The organism is Pseudomonas sp. ERMR1:02 (genome assembly GCF_002277815.1).
In the GTDB taxonomy this organism is placed as follows: domain Bacteria; phylum Pseudomonadota; class Gammaproteobacteria; order Pseudomonadales; family Pseudomonadaceae; genus Aquipseudomonas.
This window is the reverse complement of the sequence record NZ_NKJI01000034.1, coordinates 20,916-37,266: the sequence shown is the minus strand read 5'-3', so window position 1 is coordinate 37,266 and position 16,351 is coordinate 20,916. Positions and strand designations below refer to the sequence as shown.

The window sequence follows — 16,351 nt, the reverse complement described above, 5'->3', positions numbered from 1 at the left end:
CCGTTCGATCAAACCTGAAGTTTTGCTGCTGATCGGTATCTGCACGCACTTGGGTTGCTCGCCAACATTCCGTCCCGAAGTCGCCCCCGCAGATCTGGGCAAGGATTGGGTAGGTGGTTATTTCTGCCCTTGCCACGGCTCCCATTACGACCTGGCTGGCCGTGTCTACAAGTCGCAACCTGCGCCTTTGAACCTGCCAGTTCCCCCGCATTCCTATGAGACCAATGACATCATCGTCATTGGCGTCGATACGGAGAAAGCGTGATGAGCAAGTTCATGGATTGGGTTGATGCGCGCTTTCCCGCGACCAAAATGTGGGAAGACCATCTCAGCAAGTACTACGCCCCGAAGAACTTCAACTTCTTCTATTTCTTTGGCTCCCTGGCACTGCTCGTTCTGGTCAACCAGATCGTGACAGGTGTCTGGCTGACCATGAGCTACACCCCGTCGGCGGAAGAAGCCTTTGCTTCCGTCGAATACATCATGCGCGACGTGGAGTACGGCTCGATCCTGCGTCTGCTGCACTCCACCGGCGCTTCGGCGTTCTTCATCGTGGTCTATCTGCACATGTTCCGTGGCTTGCTCTACGGTTCGTACCAGAAGCCGCGCGAGCTGGTGTGGGTCTTCGGCATGCTGATCTACCTGGCGCTGATGGCTGAAGCTTTCATGGGCTATCTGCTGCCGTGGGGCCAGATGTCCTACTGGGGTGCCCAGGTGATCATCTCGCTGTTCGGTGCGATTCCGGTCATCGGTAACGACTTGACCCAGTGGATCCGTGGTGACTACCTGATTTCCGGCATCACCCTGAACCGCTTCTTCGCGCTGCACGTGGTTGCCTTGCCAATCGTGATTCTCGGTCTGGTGGTGCTGCACATTCTGGCGCTGCACGAAGTGGGTTCGAACAACCCGGACGGCGTGGATATCAAGAAGCACAAGGACGAAAACGGCATACCTCTGGATGGCATTGCCTTCCATCCCTACTACACCGTGAAAGATATCGTCGGCGTGGTGGTGTTCCTGTTTGTCTTCTGTGCGATCGTGTTCTTCTTCCCGGAAATGGGCGGCTACTTCCTCGAGAAGCCGAACTTTGAAGTGGCAAACGCCTTCAAGACCCCAGAGCACATCGCTCCGGTCTGGTACTTCACACCGTTCTACGCGATTTTGCGCGCAATCCCGGACAAGCTACTCGGTGTTATCGCCATGGGCGCGGCCATTGCAGTGCTGTTTGTCTTGCCATGGCTGGACCGCAGCCCGGTCAAGTCGATGCGCTACAAAGGCTGGCTGAGCAAGATCTGGCTCTGGGTGTTTTGCATTTCGTTCGTGATCCTGGGTGTTTTGGGTGTATTGGCACCTACCCCTGAGCGTACGTTGCTGTCGCAGGTATGTACCTTCCTGTACTTCGCCTACTTCATTCTGATGCCGTTCTATACCAGGCTCGAGAAGACCAAACCGGTTCCGGAAAGGGTGACTGGCTGATGAAAAAGCTATTTGCTGTATTGATGCTTGCTGCGCTGCCAGTATTCGCTTTCGCTGCTGAACACGGTGGCCCGGAGCTTGAAAAGGTCGACATCGACGTGTCCGACAAGGCTGCCATGCAGGATGGCGCACGTACTTTCGCCAACTATTGCATGGGCTGCCACAGCGCCAAGTTCCAGCGCTACGAGCGTGTTGCCGATGATCTGGGCATTCCTCATGAGCTGATGCTCGAGAAGCTGGTGTTCACCGGCGCCAAGATTGGCGACCACATGAGCATTGGTATGCAGCCGGCTGACGCCAAGACCTGGTTCGGTGCGGCGCCGCCTGACCTGACTCTGGTGGCTCGGGTTCGCGGTACTGACTGGCTCTACGGTTACCTTAGGTCGTTCTATGAAGACCCGTCGCGTCCTTGGGGTGTGAACAACAAGGTCTTCCCGAACGTCGGCATGCCTAACGTCCTGGTCGGCTTGCAAGGTCGTCAGGTCGTCGGTTGCAAACAGGTACAAATCGTCGAAGACGGCAAGAAGCAATATGATCCGTTGACCGGTACGGCGCTGACCCATGAAGCGTGCGATCAGATGACCATCGTGCCGAAGAGCGGTTCTTTGAACGAAGAGCAGTTCGATGAGAAGGTCAAGAATCTGGTAACCTTCCTGGCTTACTCGGCTAACCCGGTTAAGCTGCAACATCAGCGCATCGGTACATATGTATTGCTGTACCTGGCGTTCTTCTTCGTATTCGCTTACTTGCTCAAGCGTGAATACTGGAAAGACGTGCACTGATAAAGCTTCAAGCTATTGCTGTTAATCGCGCGCGCCCAAGGGCGTCTCTGAAGGTGTAACGAGCCTGGCTAGCCAGGCGTTACGGGAGGCGTCCTCTGGGCGCGCTCGTTTTCCGCTTCCGATAATTTCTACAAGCGAGGAGGACCGCCATGGGCGTGACCAATCGGTTGGCCTGTTACTCCGACCCCGCCGACCACTATTCCCACCGAGTGCGAATCGTACTGGCAGAGAAGGGTGTCAGCGCCGAGATCATCTACGTGGAAGCTGGCCGCCAGCCGCCTAAACTGATCGAAGTGAACCCTTACGGCAGTTTGCCCACCCTGGTCGATCGTGACCTGGCGTTGTGGGAATCTACGGTGGTAATGGAATACCTGGATGAGCGTTACCCGCATCCGCCACTGTTGCCGGTTTATCCAGTGGCGCGTGCCAACAGTCGTCTGCTGATACATCGTATTCAACGAGACTGGTGTGGTCTGGTGGATCTGATTCTTGATACACGGACCAAGGAAGCTGCTCGTGCCGTGGCGCGTAAAGAGTTGCGCGAAAGCCTGACTGGCGTGTCACCGCTGTTCGCCGACAAGCCGTTTTTCCTCAGTGAGGAACAAAGCCTGGTGGATTGCTGCCTATTGCCAATACTCTGGCGATTACCGATTCTGGGTATAGAACTGCCGCGGCCTGCCAAGCCGCTGCTTGATTACATGGAGCGCCAGTTTGCGCGTGAGGCTTTCCAGGCGAGTCTGTCTGGTGTCGAACGCGACATGCGCTAAGGCTTAAGGAGCCGCTATGAACTCCAGTCGACCTTATCTGGTCCGCGCGCTCTACGAGTGGATTGTGGACAACGACTGCACCCCGCACATGCTGGTCAATTCCGAGTATCCGTCAGTGCAGGTGCCTCAGGGCTTTGCCAGTGACGGGCAGATTGTCCTGAACGTATCGCCACAAGCTGTGCGCCACCTGCACATGGACAACGAGGCTGTGAGCTTCGAAGGTCGCTTTGGTGGTGTGCCGCATACGCTGTATGTGCCTATCGCATCGATTCTGGGCATTTACGCTCGGGAGAACGGTCAGGGCATGGTGTTTGATCTGGAATCGCCTATGGAAGACGAGGAAGAGATTGAGCCGGATGACGATATCCCACCACCCGACAGCGAGCCGCCGCGTCCCAGCGGTCGGCCCAGTTTGAAAGTGGTGAAATAAAAAAGGGCGATCCGCAAGGATCGCCCTTTTTATTTCAGCGTCCCAAACGATGTAGGAGCAAGCTTGCTCGCGATGGACGTGAACGATAACGCGTGCTGTCTGAATGAATGCGTTTACCGAACGTTTTTCGCGAGCAAGCTCGCTCCTACAGGGGGCAGATGCGTATCAGTCGATGTATTCGAACAACTTCACGATCTTCTGCACCCCGGAAACCCCTTGCACCAGATTGGTCGCCTGAGCGGCTTCCTGTTTGGTCAGCAGGCCCAGCAGGTAAACGATGCCGTTCTCGGTGATGACCTTGATCCGCGAGCCCGGGATGTTCGCATCGGCGAGCATTTGGGTTTTGATCTTGGAGGTCAGCCAGGTGTCGTTCTGGCGGGCAAGGAAGCTGGAGGGCGGCAGGATCTGAATTTCGTTGTGCACAGTCTTCACGCGCTGAACGGCGGCTGCGGCCTGTTCGGCCTTGGCCTTGAGGTCTGCACGTGGAGTTTGTCCCGCAATCAGTACAACGCCGTTGAAACTGGTGACGACAATGTGCGAGTCATTGTCCAGGGCTGGATCGGCCTTGGCGATGTTCACGCCTACCTTGGTGTCGATCAGGGAGTCGTCGATCTTGCTGCCGAAGGTGCGGGTACCACGGTCATCTTCGATCGGTGCTTCGCGGCTGGCATTAACCACCGAGGTGCAGCCGCTGATGCCGAGGCACAGGGTCAGGGCCAGTAGGCCGAGGCGATTAGGGGTCATTCTTCACTCCCGAACAATTGGCTGTCGATCAAATCGCAAAGGCAATGGATCGCCAGCAGGTGGACTTCCTGAATACGTGCAGTGACGTTGGCCGGTACGCGAATCTCCACGTCTTCGGGCAATAGCAGTGACGCCATGCCGCCGCCATCGCGACCGGTCAATGCTACGACAATCATTTCGCGATCATGTGCGGCCTGGATCGCTTGAATAATGTTCGCCGAGTTACCGCTGGTGGAAATCGCCAGCAGTACGTCGCCTGGTTGGCCGAGGGCGCGGATCTGCTTGGAGAAGACTTCGTTGTAGCTGTAGTCGTTGGCGATCGAGGTTATCGTCGAGCTGTCGGTGGTCAGCGCGATGGCGGGCAGGCTCGGGCGCTCACGCTCGAAGCGGTTGAGCAGCTCGGACGAAAAGTGCTGGGCGTCACCGGCAGAGCCACCGTTGCCGCAGGAAAGCATTTTGCCTTCGTTGAGCAGGGCGTTGACCATGACCTGGCTGGCTTGCTCGATGTGCGGTGCAAGTACTTCCATCGCCTGTTGCTTGGTGTCGATACTGGCCTGAAAAAGCTGGCGAATTCGGGATTGCATGTCCATCTGTGTGACCTTAATGAGCGCGGCTGTCCGGCACGTGAATGTGCAGCCCGCAAAGCAAAGAGCAAAAGTGTTGGGTGTTGTCCGGTCCGGGGCGCAAGCGATCAGCTGTCGAAGGCATTCTGCAGCCAGTTCAACTGATCAAGGTCGCTATCAATGGCAACCACGTCGAAACGGCAAGGGGAGTTGGCCCAGCGCGACTCGCGCTGAAGAAAATACTGCGCGGCAAAAATCAGTTTCTGCCGTTTGCGCCCATCGATGCTATAGAGCGCGCCACCCCATTGAGTGTTTTTTCTGTAACGAACTTCAACGAATACTACTGTATCGCCATCTAGCATGACCAGATCAAGCTCGCCGCGTTTACACAACCAGTTCTGCGCCAGCAGGCGCAGACCTTGTTGTTGAAGATGGACGAGCGCCTGGCGCTCGGCATCTTTACCGCTTTGCTGGCGCGACCTGTCAGGCATCAGCGTGAGGTGTCCGGCAGGCGTTGAACCTGGCCGTTGACGAACTGTGCCCATGGCAGCTGTCGTACAACGCGCTGGTTCTGCGTCATGCCCAGGCTGCCCGATTGGCCTTCGATGCGGCTGTCCGGCAGGGCCTTGAGTTGCCCCAGGCGGGGCGCCAGGCGATAGGCGTCGACACCCATTGCATACAAGCGACCCAAGCTGCTGGCTGCTTGCGGCCATTGTGCTGTGACTTGTTTGCGCAGTGGATCATTGGCGTCCAGCAACCATGGAGTTTCGCAGAAGCGAATGCCGTTCATGTCGTTGTACTGGTTCACATCGCCGCTGGCGCTGAAGACGTGGGAAGTGGCGTAGACCGGAACGTCGCCCGCGTACTGGAAGTTCAGGGTCGGTTTGATCTGTTGAGCCTGTTGTGGCGTGGCGGCCAGGAAAATGAATTCGATGTCCTGGCGGCGCGAAGGCTGGGCGGCGACCTGCGAACCTACAGTGCTTTGCAGGCTCTTGGCGCGACCTTCGCTCTGGCGCAGCTGGAACATGTCGGCAATCTGCTGTGCCAATTGAACCGGCTGATCAACACGCTCGGTGGCGACGATGCTGCCGCCGTTGGCTTGCCAGTCCTGGCTGAACGCCCGAAGTACGCGGTCGCCCCATTCGCCTTTCGGTACCATGATGGCGGCGCGATGCAGGCCGTCGGCGCGGGCGCGACGGGATACTTCACGGGCTTCGTCTTCAGCGGCAAGACCGAACTGGAACAGTTGGGCCGGACCTTGCTCGCCTTCGCTGTAGTTCAGTGCCAAGGTGGTGATCGGCAATTGCGGGCGAGTGCTCAGCTGTTTGACCAGCGGCTTTTCCAGCGGACCGACGACCAGTTGCACGCCATCGGCCTGGGCCTTGCGATAGAACTCATCGAGAGAGGTCAGGCGCGAGCTGTCATAGAACTCGATGGCAGGCGGTTTCTGGCCGGCCTGTTGCGCCTGGTAGTGAGCGGCCATGAAACCTTCGCGTAATGCTTTGCCAACCGAGGCCAGCGGGCCGTCTTGAGGCAGCAGCAGGGCGATCTTGCTCAAAGGCTGGCCCGCCAGTTCCTTGAGTTTGGTCAGTGGTAGCGGCAGCTGAATGGCGGCCGGGTGTTTTGGGTTTTGCGCGCGCCAGTTGTCGATGGCGGTCTGTTGCTGTTCCAGGGTGCCGGCAGTTTTCACTGCCAGCGCCAAGGCCATCCAGCCGCCGAGATCGTCAGTGGTGTTGGGCTGCAACTGGTCGGTCGGCAGTGAGGCGATCAGTGCCCAGATCGCTTCATGGTTTTTGCTGGCGGCATCACCGCTGAGCATCGGTGCAATGAAGATGCGTTCCTTTGCGGCGGCCAGGGTCTGGCCATCGGCCTCAAGAGCGCGAGCGCGAACGGTGCCAGTGCGGACCTGTTGCTCTGGCGGCAATTCTGCCAGGCGCTGCATGCTCGGATGGCTCAAGGCTGTCAGCGCGGCTTTCGGCTGATTGCGGGTCATGGCCAATTCGGCAGCCAGTGTATTGGCGAACACCTGCTGGCCGGGCTTGAGTTGCTCCACGGGCACTTGCTGCAGGATTTGCGCGGATTGGGCGGCATTGCCCTGACGGTAGGCCAGGTCTGCTGCGCTCAGGCGCAACAGGGCAGCGTCTTCCGGCGATTTGCTTTGAGCTGCCTTCTCGAGCAGTTGCTCGATACTGGCATCCGGGGTCCGTGGTAGTTCGCCAAGGCTGGAGGAGGGCGAGCTGGCGCAAGCCGCCAACAAGGCAGCGAGGCAGAGGGCAGTGAACAGTCGCAGGCAAGCGATCATGTAAGTGTTCCTGATACTCGATCAAATTAGCGTGGAATTGTACCCAAGCACTGGCCGGGGCGCGATGCTACTGGCGTGAATCGATCAATTTAGCTCGTGCAAATGTTGCGATGCGGCAAAAAAGGCTGCAAAACCTGGTGTTGCTTGCGCATATCACGCGCGTCGCTACGCGCTACAATGGCGGCTTTATCGATCATGAGGTGTGCGCTTTGACTGCTCCAGGTGCTTTGAATTCCGCTGCTGGCTCGCTTTATGTGGTGGCGACGCCCATCGGCAACCTGGACGATATCAGTGCGCGTGCGCTGAAGATCCTGCGTGAGGTCGCGTTGATCGCCGCCGAGGACACCCGCCATTCACAGCGTTTGATGCAGCACTTCGGCATTCCTACACCGCTGGCGGCTTGCCATGAGCATAACGAGCGCGATGAAGGCAGCCGGTTTATTACCCGGCTACTCGCGGGTGACGATGTAGCGCTGATCTCCGATGCCGGAACACCGCTGATTTCCGATCCGGGTTATCACCTGGTGCGCCAGGCCCGTGCTGCCGGGATTAATGTGGTGCCGGTTCCGGGCGCCTGCGCCTTGATTGCGGCATTGTCAGCCGCCGGGCTGCCGTCGGATCGTTTCATCTTTGAAGGTTTTCTGCCGGCCAAGGCCGTGGGAAGGCGCGCTCGTCTGGAGGCGATAAAAGAAGAGCCGCGCACGCTGATTTTTTACGAAGCCCCGCACCGCATCCTCGAATGCCTTCAGGACATGGAACTGGTGTTCGGTGCCGACCGTCCCGCATTGCTGGCGCGCGAACTGACCAAGACGTTCGAAACCCTCAAAGGCTTGCCGCTGGCCGAGTTGCGCGAGTTCGTCGAGTCCGACAGTAATCAGCAACGCGGCGAGTGCGTAGTGCTCGTAGCGGGTTGGTCGGCTCCCGAGAGCGAGGACGCTGTCAGCAGCGAGGCGATGCGTATCCTCAACCTGTTGCTCGAAGAAATGCCGCTCAAGCGTGCCGCTGCATTGGCGGCGCAAATTACCGGTGAGCGCAAGAATGTTCTCTATCAGGTTGCGCTGGATAAACAGAAAGGCGAGTAAAACCCGACGCACTGGCATGGCCAAAGGCTTTTAGCGCTTGTTCTTCGGGCGCTCTGCCGTTAACCTTTGCGGCGGAGAGTCGATCGGACAGTCGCTGCCCTCTATGAAAATTAGGGGGGGAGGAAAGTCCGGGCTCCATAGGGCGAAGTGCCAGGTAATGCCTGGGAGGCGTGAGCCTACGGAAAGTGCCACAGAAAATAACCGCCTAAGCGCTTCGGCGCCGGTAAGGGTGAAAAGGTGCGGTAAGAGCGCACCGCACGTCTGGCAACAGTTCGTGGCTAGGTAAACCCCACTTGGAGCAAGACCAAATAGGGTCCCAAGGCGTGGCCCGCGCTGGGACCGGGTAGGTTGCTAAAGATGTCCAGTGATGGCCATCGTAGACGAATGACTGTTCAAGACAGAACCCGGCTTACAGATCGACTCTCCACCTTTTTTTCCGCTCTGCTTAAATCATTGAGCAGGTGTAGGTGATAGCAATTTCCCTCCCTGTAGATCATTGGCAGAAGGGTTTTTGTGATATCGATTAGCCTGCGCTGGTAACAAATGTATAAACTCAGCGAAGCACCGATTTTCCTCCCTTCAGATTCGTCGACAGAAACACTTTCGTAATACCGAAAAAATCTTACTCTTAATAAATTACTTTAACTTCCGAACGCAGCCTTCTGTGCTGATTCAAGTTATTGGGCGGTTTCATCTGCCGAATTCTCGTTACCCCCTTCTTTATGCTCCTAAATCTCAGTTCTGTAAGGGTTTTCCTTTAAAGCGCGCCTTGACGGTGTGGTGGGCGCATTCCTATAGTGTGCGCAAGTGGCGGAAAGTGGCATGAAGTGGGTTTTTTGAGAGCAAACCGGTAATATTTGGAGAAACGCTGACGTGTTTCGCGGAGCCAACGCTATCAGTCTCGATGCAAAGGGCCGTCTCGCCATGCCGAGCCGGTACCGTGACGAGCTCGTTTCGCGTAGTTCCGGTCAGTTAATCGTCACAATTGATGCCGTTGATCCGTGTTTGTGTGTTTACCCCTCGATGAGTGGGAAATTATTGAAACCAAACTGCGCGCACTGCCTTCCCTTCGCGAAGAGAACCGCCGTCTGCAACGTTTACTGATTGGTAATGCCGTCGACCTCGAGCTCGATGGCAGTGGTCGTTTTCTGGTTCCGCCGCGTCTTCGTGAATATGCCAAGTTGGATAAGCGCGCGATGTTGGTAGGCCAACTGAACAAGTTCCAATTGTGGGACGAGGATGCCTGGGATGCGGTTTCTGCCGCTGACCTTGCTGCTATTCAACAACCGGGCGCCATGCCTGATGAACTGCGTGATTTGATCCTGTGACTATTGATAGCGGCTTTAACCACATCACCGTACTGCTTGACGAAGCTGTCGAGGCTCTCGCCGTACGTCCTGATGGCTGTTATCTGGATGGCACGTTCGGGCGCGGCGGGCATAGCCGGATGATCCTCAGCCGGCTCGGTCCGGATGGTAGGTTGCTAGGGTTCGACAAAGATCCTCAAGCGATTGCCACCGGGCAGACGCTAGCGGCCGAAGACGGCCGCTTTGTCGTTGTACAGCGCAGCTTTGCCGAGCTTGGTTCCGAAGTTGCCGAGCGCGGCTTGCACGGCAAGGTCAGCGGCATTCTGCTCGACCTCGGCGTGTCTTCGCCGCAGCTCGACGACCCGGAGCGCGGCTTCAGTTTCCTCAATGACGGTCCCCTGGACATGCGCATGGACCCGTCTCGCGGGATCAGCGCGGCGGAGTTCGTCAACACCGCGCCCGCGGAAGAAATTGCCCGGGTGTTCAAGGAATACGGCGAAGAGCGTTTTTCCGGTCGCATGGCTCGCGCCGTTGCCGAGCGTCGTGACATCAAGCCATTCGAGCGCACCGCCGATCTGGCTGAAGTATTGAAAGTTGCCAACCCGGCCTGGGAAAAGGGCAAGAACCCTGCAACTCGTGCGTTCCAGGGCCTGCGTATTCACGTCAACAACGAACTGGGCGATCTGGAAGCCGGCCTCGAAGCCGCTCTGGAGTGCCTGGAAACAGGCGGTCGCCTGGTGGTAATCAGCTTCCACTCGCTGGAAGACCGTATCGTTAAGCTGTTCATGCGCAAACTGGTGAAAGGCGAAGCCGACAACCTGCCGCGCAACCTGCCGGTTCGGCATGTGCCCTTCGAACCGAAAATCAAAGTCCATGGCAAAGCGCAGACGGCCTCCGACGCCGAACTCAAGGCCAACCCACGTTCCCGTAGCGCTGTCATGCGTGTGGCGGAGAAGCTGCGGTGAGCAAGCTTTTCGCCAAGCCACTGCCCGGCGGAAGCTTTTTCATGCTGCTGCTGTTCGTTGGCGTGCTCGTATCTGCCATCGGCGTATCCTACAGCGCGCACTGGAACCGTCAGCTGCTGAACTCGCTTTACAACGAGTTGAGCGTGCGTGACAAGGCCCAGGCCGAATGGGGGCGGTTGATTCTTGAGCAGAGCACCTGGACCGCCCATAGCCGCATCGAAGTGCTGGCCACCGAACAGTTGAAAATGCGCATTCCCGGTGCCGCCGAAGTGCAGATGGTGGCGCCATGATGAAACTCGAAGGTGCACTCTTTCCGTGGCGGTTCCGCGTGGTACTGGGTCTGCTCGGTGTCATGGTGGCGGCGATCTCCTGGCGCATCATCGATCTGCAAGTAGTCGACCGCGATTTCCTCAAAGGTCAGGGTGACGCGCGCAGCGTTCGTCACATTCCTATTCCGGCTCACCGAGGACTAATTACGGACCGTAACGGCGAGCCGTTAGCCGTCAGTACGCCGGTTACCACCCTGTGGGCCAACGCCAAGGAAATGCAACTGGCCAAAGAAAAATGGCCAGCATTGGCCGCCGCGCTGGGGCAAGACCCGAAAGCCCTGGCCGAGCGTCTCGAGGCTCAAGCCAATAAAGAATTCATTACCTGGTGCGCGGGCTGACGCCCGAGCAGGGCCAGGCTGTGCTCGACTTGAAAGTACCGGGCGTTTACGGCATCGAAGAGTTCCGTCGTTTCTATCCGGCCGGTGAAGTCACTGCCCATATGGTCGGCTTTACCGACATCGATGACCATGGTCGAGAAGGTGTCGAGCTGGCCTATGACGAATGGCTGGCCGGGGTCCCCGGCAAGCGACAGGTCATCAAGGACCGGCGTGGCCGGTTGATCAAGGATGTCCAAGTCACCAAAAACGCCAAGGCCGGAAAGCCCTTGGCGTTGTCCATTGACCTGCGCCTGCAATATCTGGCTAACCGCGAATTGCGTAATGCGATCATCGAAAACGGCGCCAAGGCCGGCAGTCTGGTGATCATGGACGTGAAGACCGGCGAGATCCTCGCGATGGTCAACCAGCCGACCTACAACCCGAACAACCGTCGCAACCTGCAACCGGCGATGATGCGTAACCGCGCGATGATCGACGTGTTCGAGCCAGGTTCGACCATGAAGGCGATCTCCATGAGCGCCGCCATTGAAACCGGGCGCTGGAAGCCAAGCGATACCGTCGAGGTGTATCCGGGCAGCTTGCAGATTGGTAAATACACCATCAAGGACGTATCCAAGACCGAAGGCCCGGTGCTCGACCTGACCGGCATCCTGATCAATTCCAGTAACGTCGGCATGAGTAAGGTCGCGTTCGATATCGGTGGGGAAACCATTTTCCGCCTGGCGCAGAAAGTCGGTCTCGGCCAGGACACTGGCCTCGGCTTCCCGGGCGAGCGTGTCGGCAACCTGCCTAACTATCGCGAGTGGCGCAAGGCCGAGACGGCCACACTGTCCTATGGCTACGGCATTTCGGTGACGGCGATCCAGTTGGTTCACGCCTTCTCGGCGCTGGCCAACAACGGCCGCCTTGCGCCGCTGACACTGATCAAAACCGACAAAGCGCCGCAAACCACCCAGGTGTTGCCGGAAGCTGTAGCGAAAACCATGCAAGGCATGCTGCAACAAGTGATCGAAGCTCCGCGCGGTGTGTTCCGAGCGCAGGTGCCGGCGTATCACGTAGGCGGCAAGTCCGGTACTGCGCGTAAGACGTCGGTGGGCACCAAAGGCTATGCCGAGAACTCTTATCGCTCGTTGTTCGCCGGTTTCGGCCCGATGAACGATCCGCGTTACGCCATCGTCGTGGTGATCGATGAGCCGACCAAGGCCGGATACTTCGGTGGTCTGGTATCGGCGCCGGTGTTCAGCCGCGTGATGTCCGGCACCCTGCGCCTGATGAACGTCACCCCTGACAATCTGCCACCTGTTCAACAAGCCAACGCCACCCCGGTCGTTCCGCTGAAAGCCAATGGAGGGCGCGGCTAATGTCATTAAGTCTGAACAAGATTTTCCCCCACGCCGGCCACGATCTGTTGATCCGTGAATTGGCACTGGACAGTCGAAACGTACGTGCTGGTGATCTGTTTCTCGCTGTGCCGGGCGGTAAATTCGATGGCCGTGCACACATAAACGATGCATTGCTGCGCGGTGCCGCCGCCGTGGCTTATGAAGTGGAAGGCGTCACCGTGCTGCCGATCACCGACGTGCCGTTGATTCCGGTCAAGGGACTGGCGACGCAGCTGTCGGATATCGCCGGACGTTTCTATGGCGAACCTAGCCATCACCTGAACCTGATCGGCGTGACCGGGACTAATGGCAAAACCAGTGTGACCCAGTTGGTCGCCCAGGCGCTGGACCTGCTCGGCCAGCACTGCGGCATCGTGGGCACCTTGGGATCCGGTTTCTACGGAGCGCTGCAAAGCGGCCTGCACACCACGCCGAATCCAATCGCCGTACAAGCGACCCTTGGCGACCTGAAAAAAGCTGGGGCCAAAGCAGTGGCCATGGAAGTCTCGTCCCACGGTCTGGATCAAGGCCGGGTCACCGCGCTGGCATTCGATGTGGCGGTGATGACCAACCTGTCCCGCGATCATCTGGATTACCACGGCACCATGCAGGCCTATGGTGAAGCCAAGGCCAAGCTGTTCGCCTGGAACGATTTGAAATGCCGGGTGGTTAACCTCGATGACGATTTCGGCCGGCAACTGGCCGCCGATAAACGTGAATCGCGGCTGATCACCTACAGCCTGCTCGATAGCAGCGCCTACCTGTATTGCCGCGAAGCGCAGTTCGATGACGAAGGTGTGCGCGCAACGCTGGTCACGCCTCAGGGTGAGCACCATCTACGCAGCACCTTGCTCGGTCGTTTCAACCTGAGCAACGTGCTGGCCGCGGTCGGCGCCTTGCTCGGTCTGGATTACGCCCTCGACGAAATCCTCAAGGTGCTGCCGAAACTGGAAGGCCCGGTCGGTCGTATGCAGCGCCTCGGTGGCGGCACTCAACCGCTGGTGGTAGTCGATTACGCCCACACCCCGGATGCCCTGGAAAAAGTCCTGACGGCCCTGCGGCCACACGTCAAAGGCCGTTTGCTGTGCCTGTTCGGCTGTGGCGGCGACCGCGATCGCGGCAAGCGTCCGCTGATGGCGCAAGTGGTCGAGCGTCTGGCCGATGGCGTGCTGGTCACCGACGACAACCCGCGTACTGAAGACCCGTCGATTATTTTGATGACATCCGCGCAGGTTTTGCCGCTGTGGATAAAGTCACCTTCGTTGCTGGCCGTGGCCAGGCGATTGCCCGGTTGATCGCTAACGCTTCGGCAGATGACGTGATCGTGTTGGCCGGCAAAGGGCACGAGGACTATCAGGAAATCAACGGCGAGCGTCATGCCTTCTCTGATCTGGTCGAGGCCGATCATGCCTTGACCGCCTGGGAGGTGGCCCATGCTTAAAGCCTTGAAACTCAGCGAACTGACCGGTGTATTGAAGGGCCGTTTGATCGGTGCCGATGCCAGCTTCGACGGCGTCAGCATCGACAGTCGAGCAATCAAACCGGGTCAGCTGTTTATTGCCCTGGCCGGCCCGCGCTTCGATGGTCATGACTATCTCAATGACGTGGCAGCCAAAGGCGCCGTCGCGGCATTGGTCGAGCGCGAAGTCGCCGACAGCGCGCTGCCGCAGTTGCTGGTCAGCGATACCCGTCAGGCATTGGGGCAACTGGGTGCACTGAATCGTGCGGCCTACAGCCATCCAGTTGCAGCCATCACTGGTTCCAGCGGCAAGACCACGGTTAAGGAAATGCTTGCGAGCATCTTGCGGACCCGCGGTCCGGTGCTTGCGACCCGCGGCAACCTGAACAACGACCTGGGCGTTCCTTTGACCCTGCTCGAACTGGCGCCGCAACACACTGCCGCTGTGATCGAACTCGGTGCTTCGCGCCTGGGCGAAATTGCCTACACCGTCGGCATGACCAAGCCCCACGTGGCCATTCTCAACAACGCCGGGACCGCCCATGTTGGCGAGTTCGGCGGCCCGGAAAAAATCGTCGAAGCCAAGGGCGAGATTATTGAAGGGCTGGATGCCGATGGCGTCGCCGTTCTCAATCTGGATGACAAGGCGTTCGAGATCTGGAAGAAACGCGCAGCCGGTCGCAAGGTGCTGACGTTCGCCTTGAGCAATAGCAGCGCAGACTTCCATGCCAGTGACCTGGCCACTGATGCTCGTGGTTGCCCGGCGTTCAATTTGCACACACCGGAAGGTGTAGAGCGCGTTCAATTGAACCTGCTCGGCACCCATAACGTCGCCAACGCCATGGCCGCCGCGGCTGCCGCCCATGCTCTGGGCGTGTCGCTGTTCGGCATCGCCACCGGCCTCGGCGCGGTGCAACCGGTCAAGGGTCGCACTGTCGCGCAACTGGCCAGCAATGGCATGCGCGTGATCGATGACACTTACAACGCGAACCCCACCTCCATGTGCGCCGCCGTTGATATACTCGCCGGCTTTTCCGGCCGCACCGTCCTGGTGCTCGGGGATATCGGCGAGTTGGGCGATTGGGCGGAGCAGGGGCACCGCGACGTGGGCGAGTACGCCCGTGGCAAGGTTTCTGCGCTGTACGCCGTTGGGCCATTGATGCTTCACGCCGTCAATGCCTTCGGTCCACAGGCCTTTCACTTCAGCACGCAGGCTGAGCTGATCAAGGCACTGGGCGCCGAGCAAGACACAAACACCACTATTTTGATCAAGGGCTCGCGCAGCGCTGCGATGGAAAACATCGTCGCCGCTTTGTGCGGGACCAGTCTGGAGAAACATTAATGCTGCTGCTGTTAGCGGAGTATCTACAACAGTTCTACAAAGGCTTCGCGGTCTTCCAGTACCTGACCCTGCGCGGGATTCTCGGTGTGCTGACCGCGCTGGTTTTGTCGCTGTGCTATGGCCCGTGGATGATCCGCACCCTTCAGAACCGTCAGATCGGTCAGTCCGTTCGCAACGACGGTCCGCAATCGCACCTGTCCAAGTCGGGCACCCCGACCATGGGCGGCGCACTGATCCTTTCGTCCATCGGTGTCAGCACCCTGCTATGGGCTGACCTGACCAACCGCTATGTCTGGGTCGTGTTGCTGGTAACGCTGCTGTTCGGCGCCATCGGTTGGGTCGACGACTACCGCAAGGTGATCGAGAAGAACTCCCGTGGCTTACCGAGCCGCTGGAAGTACTTCTGGCAGTCGGTGTTCGGTCTGGGCGCAGCGATCTTCCTTTATATGACTGCCGCGACGCCGGTGGAAACCACGCTGATTCTGCCGATGCTCAAGGACTACAGCATTGCGCTGGGCGCAGGCTTCATCGTCTTGACGTATTTCGTAATCGTCGGTTCAAGCAACGCGGTCAACTTGACCGACGGTCTCGACGGCCTGGCGATCATGCCGACGGTGATGGTCGGCGGTGGCCTGGGGATCTTCTGCTACCTGTCGGGTAACGTGAAATTCGCTGAGTACCTGCTCATCCCTTACGTACCGGGCGCGGGTGAGCTGATCGTGTTCTGCGGCGCGCTCATTGGTGCGGGCCTCGGCTTCCTGTGGTTCAACACCTATCCGGCACAAGTCTTCATGGGGGACGTCGGCGCACTGGCGCTGGGCGCGGCCCTGGGCACCATCGCCGTGATCGTCCGTCAGGAAATCGTCCTGTTCATCATGGGCGGCGTATTCGTGATGGAGACCCTGTCCGTCGTCATTCAAGTTGCGTCCTTTAAGCTGACCGGTCGCCGCGTATTCCGCATGGCGCCGATTCACCACCACTTTGAACTCAAGGGCTGGCCCGAGCCACGCGTGATCGTCCGTTTCTGGATCATCACCGTGATTCTCGTGCTGATCGGCCTTGCCACCCTGAAGCTGAGGTAGA

Annotated in this window: 14 protein-coding genes, 1 other RNA gene and 3 pseudogenes; 14 read left to right on the top strand and 4 right to left on the bottom strand. The window is 58.6% G+C overall.

Translation table 11 applies throughout. The annotated features are described in order from the left end of the window. The 5 genes from petA to CES87_RS30985 all read left to right on the top strand — a co-directional run. Positions 1 to 265, top strand: a 265-nt coding sequence (petA, locus tag CES87_RS31005; protein ID WP_128609188.1) for a ubiquinol-cytochrome c reductase iron-sulfur subunit, incomplete at its 5' end; no start/stop codon positions are given. After that, positions 265 to 1,476, top strand: coding sequence for a cytochrome bc complex cytochrome b subunit (locus tag CES87_RS31000; RefSeq protein WP_128609187.1), 1,212 nt, complete (start codon positions 265 to 267; stop codon positions 1,474 to 1,476). The genes petA and CES87_RS31000, both read left to right, overlap by 1 nt. Then, complete coding sequence (locus tag CES87_RS30995) at positions 1,476 to 2,258, top strand: cytochrome c1 (protein WP_128609185.1); 783 nt, start codon at positions 1,476 to 1,478, stop codon at positions 2,256 to 2,258. The genes CES87_RS31000 and CES87_RS30995 overlap by 1 nt, the downstream gene beginning before the upstream one ends. Positions 2,259 to 2,407: 149 nt before the next feature. Further along, on the top strand, positions 2,408 to 3,025 hold the full coding sequence (locus tag CES87_RS30990; RefSeq protein WP_128609183.1) for a glutathione S-transferase N-terminal domain-containing protein: 618 nt from the start codon (positions 2,408 to 2,410) through the stop codon (positions 3,023 to 3,025). A 16-nt stretch (positions 3,026 to 3,041) separates the two neighbouring features. Next, positions 3,042 to 3,455, top strand: a complete 414-nt coding sequence (locus CES87_RS30985) for a ClpXP protease specificity-enhancing factor (protein WP_007943725.1) — start codon at positions 3,042 to 3,044, stop codon at positions 3,453 to 3,455. Between the two features lie 165 nt (positions 3,456 to 3,620). Here CES87_RS30985 and CES87_RS30980 read toward each other — a convergent pair whose 3' ends face one another. The 4 genes from CES87_RS30980 to CES87_RS30965 form a co-directional block, all read right to left on the bottom strand. Further along, positions 3,621 to 4,199: a BON domain-containing protein gene (locus tag CES87_RS30980; protein ID WP_128609181.1), complete on the bottom strand. Its 579-nt coding sequence runs from the start codon at positions 4,197 to 4,199 to the stop codon at positions 3,621 to 3,623. Next, positions 4,196 to 4,789 (bottom strand): phosphoheptose isomerase, encoded by a 594-nt coding sequence (locus CES87_RS30975; RefSeq protein ID WP_095192986.1) that lies wholly within the window; start codon positions 4,787 to 4,789, stop codon positions 4,196 to 4,198. Before CES87_RS30975 ends, CES87_RS30980 begins: the two co-directional genes overlap by 4 nt. Positions 4,790 to 4,890: 101 nt before the next feature. Beyond that, a complete protein-coding gene (locus CES87_RS30970; protein ID WP_128609191.1) occupies positions 4,891 to 5,253 on the bottom strand; it encodes a YraN family protein in 363 nt (120 codons plus the stop codon). Further along, on the bottom strand, positions 5,253 to 7,064 hold the full coding sequence (locus CES87_RS30965; RefSeq protein WP_128609179.1) for a penicillin-binding protein activator: 1,812 nt from the start codon (positions 7,062 to 7,064) through the stop codon (positions 5,253 to 5,255). Before CES87_RS30965 ends, CES87_RS30970 begins: the two co-directional genes overlap by 1 nt. Before the next feature lie 209 nt (positions 7,065 to 7,273). On the opposite strand from CES87_RS30965, the gene rsmI reads away from it, so the two are divergent. From rsmI to mraY, 9 genes and pseudogenes are all read left to right on the top strand, one after another. Continuing rightward, a complete protein-coding gene (rsmI, locus tag CES87_RS30960) occupies positions 7,274 to 8,146 on the top strand; it encodes a 16S rRNA (cytidine(1402)-2'-O)-methyltransferase (protein ID WP_128609177.1) in 873 nt (290 codons plus the stop codon). A gap of 75 nt (positions 8,147 to 8,221) precedes the next feature. Next, an RNA gene (gene rnpB / locus CES87_RS30955) (RNase P RNA component class A) lies at positions 8,222 to 8,574 on the top strand. Positions 8,575 to 9,019: 445 nt separating this feature from the next. Next, positions 9,020 to 9,474: pseudogene (gene mraZ, locus CES87_RS30950) on the top strand (division/cell wall cluster transcriptional repressor MraZ). Continuing rightward, complete coding sequence (gene rsmH, locus CES87_RS30945) at positions 9,471 to 10,418, top strand: 16S rRNA (cytosine(1402)-N(4))-methyltransferase RsmH (RefSeq protein WP_371858286.1); 948 nt, start codon at positions 9,471 to 9,473, stop codon at positions 10,416 to 10,418. Before mraZ ends, rsmH begins: the two are co-directional and overlap by 4 nt. Beyond that, positions 10,415 to 10,708, top strand: coding sequence for a cell division protein FtsL (gene ftsL / locus CES87_RS30940; protein WP_030129814.1), 294 nt, complete (start codon positions 10,415 to 10,417; stop codon positions 10,706 to 10,708). Before rsmH ends, ftsL begins: the two co-directional genes overlap by 4 nt. Further along, a pseudogene (locus CES87_RS30935) lies at positions 10,705 to 12,446 on the top strand (peptidoglycan D,D-transpeptidase FtsI family protein). Before ftsL ends, CES87_RS30935 begins: the two are co-directional and overlap by 4 nt. Next, positions 12,446 to 13,908: pseudogene (locus tag CES87_RS30930) on the top strand (UDP-N-acetylmuramoyl-L-alanyl-D-glutamate--2,6-diaminopimelate ligase). Before CES87_RS30935 ends, CES87_RS30930 begins: the two co-directional pseudogenes overlap by 1 nt. Next, positions 13,901 to 15,268: a UDP-N-acetylmuramoyl-tripeptide--D-alanyl-D-alanine ligase gene (murF, locus tag CES87_RS30925; RefSeq protein WP_128609175.1), complete on the top strand. Its 1,368-nt coding sequence runs from the start codon at positions 13,901 to 13,903 to the stop codon at positions 15,266 to 15,268. Before CES87_RS30930 ends, murF begins: the two are co-directional and overlap by 8 nt. Continuing rightward, entirely contained in the window at positions 15,268 to 16,350 is a 1,083-nt protein-coding gene (gene mraY / locus CES87_RS30920) for a phospho-N-acetylmuramoyl-pentapeptide-transferase (RefSeq protein ID WP_128609173.1), read from the top strand. Before murF ends, mraY begins: the two co-directional genes overlap by 1 nt. Position 16,351: the final 1 nt, after the last annotated feature.

Excerpts from the sequence above, each read along its gene's own strand:
- mraY (WP_128609173.1), top strand. The coding sequence starts at position 15,268 with ATGCTGCTGCTGTTAGCGGAGTATCTACAACAGTTCTACAAAGGCTTC.
- CES87_RS30975 (WP_095192986.1), bottom strand. The coding sequence starts at position 4,789 with ATGGACATGCAATCCCGAATTCGCCAGCTTTTTCAGGCCAGTATCGAC.
- CES87_RS30980 (WP_128609181.1), bottom strand. The coding sequence starts at position 4,199 with ATGACCCCTAATCGCCTCGGCCTACTGGCCCTGACCCTGTGCCTCGGC.
- CES87_RS30985 (WP_007943725.1), top strand. The coding sequence starts at position 3,042 with ATGAACTCCAGTCGACCTTATCTGGTCCGCGCGCTCTACGAGTGGATT.
- CES87_RS30990 (WP_128609183.1), top strand. The coding sequence starts at position 2,408 with ATGGGCGTGACCAATCGGTTGGCCTGTTACTCCGACCCCGCCGACCAC.
- CES87_RS31000 (WP_128609187.1), top strand. The coding sequence starts at position 265 with ATGAGCAAGTTCATGGATTGGGTTGATGCGCGCTTTCCCGCGACCAAA.
- CES87_RS30995 (WP_128609185.1), top strand. The coding sequence starts at position 1,476 with ATGAAAAAGCTATTTGCTGTATTGATGCTTGCTGCGCTGCCAGTATTC.
- murF (WP_128609175.1), top strand. The coding sequence starts at position 13,901 with ATGCTTAAAGCCTTGAAACTCAGCGAACTGACCGGTGTATTGAAGGGC.
- CES87_RS30970 (WP_128609191.1), bottom strand. The coding sequence starts at position 5,253 with ATGCCTGACAGGTCGCGCCAGCAAAGCGGTAAAGATGCCGAGCGCCAG.
- CES87_RS30965 (WP_128609179.1), bottom strand. The coding sequence starts at position 7,064 with ATGATCGCTTGCCTGCGACTGTTCACTGCCCTCTGCCTCGCTGCCTTG.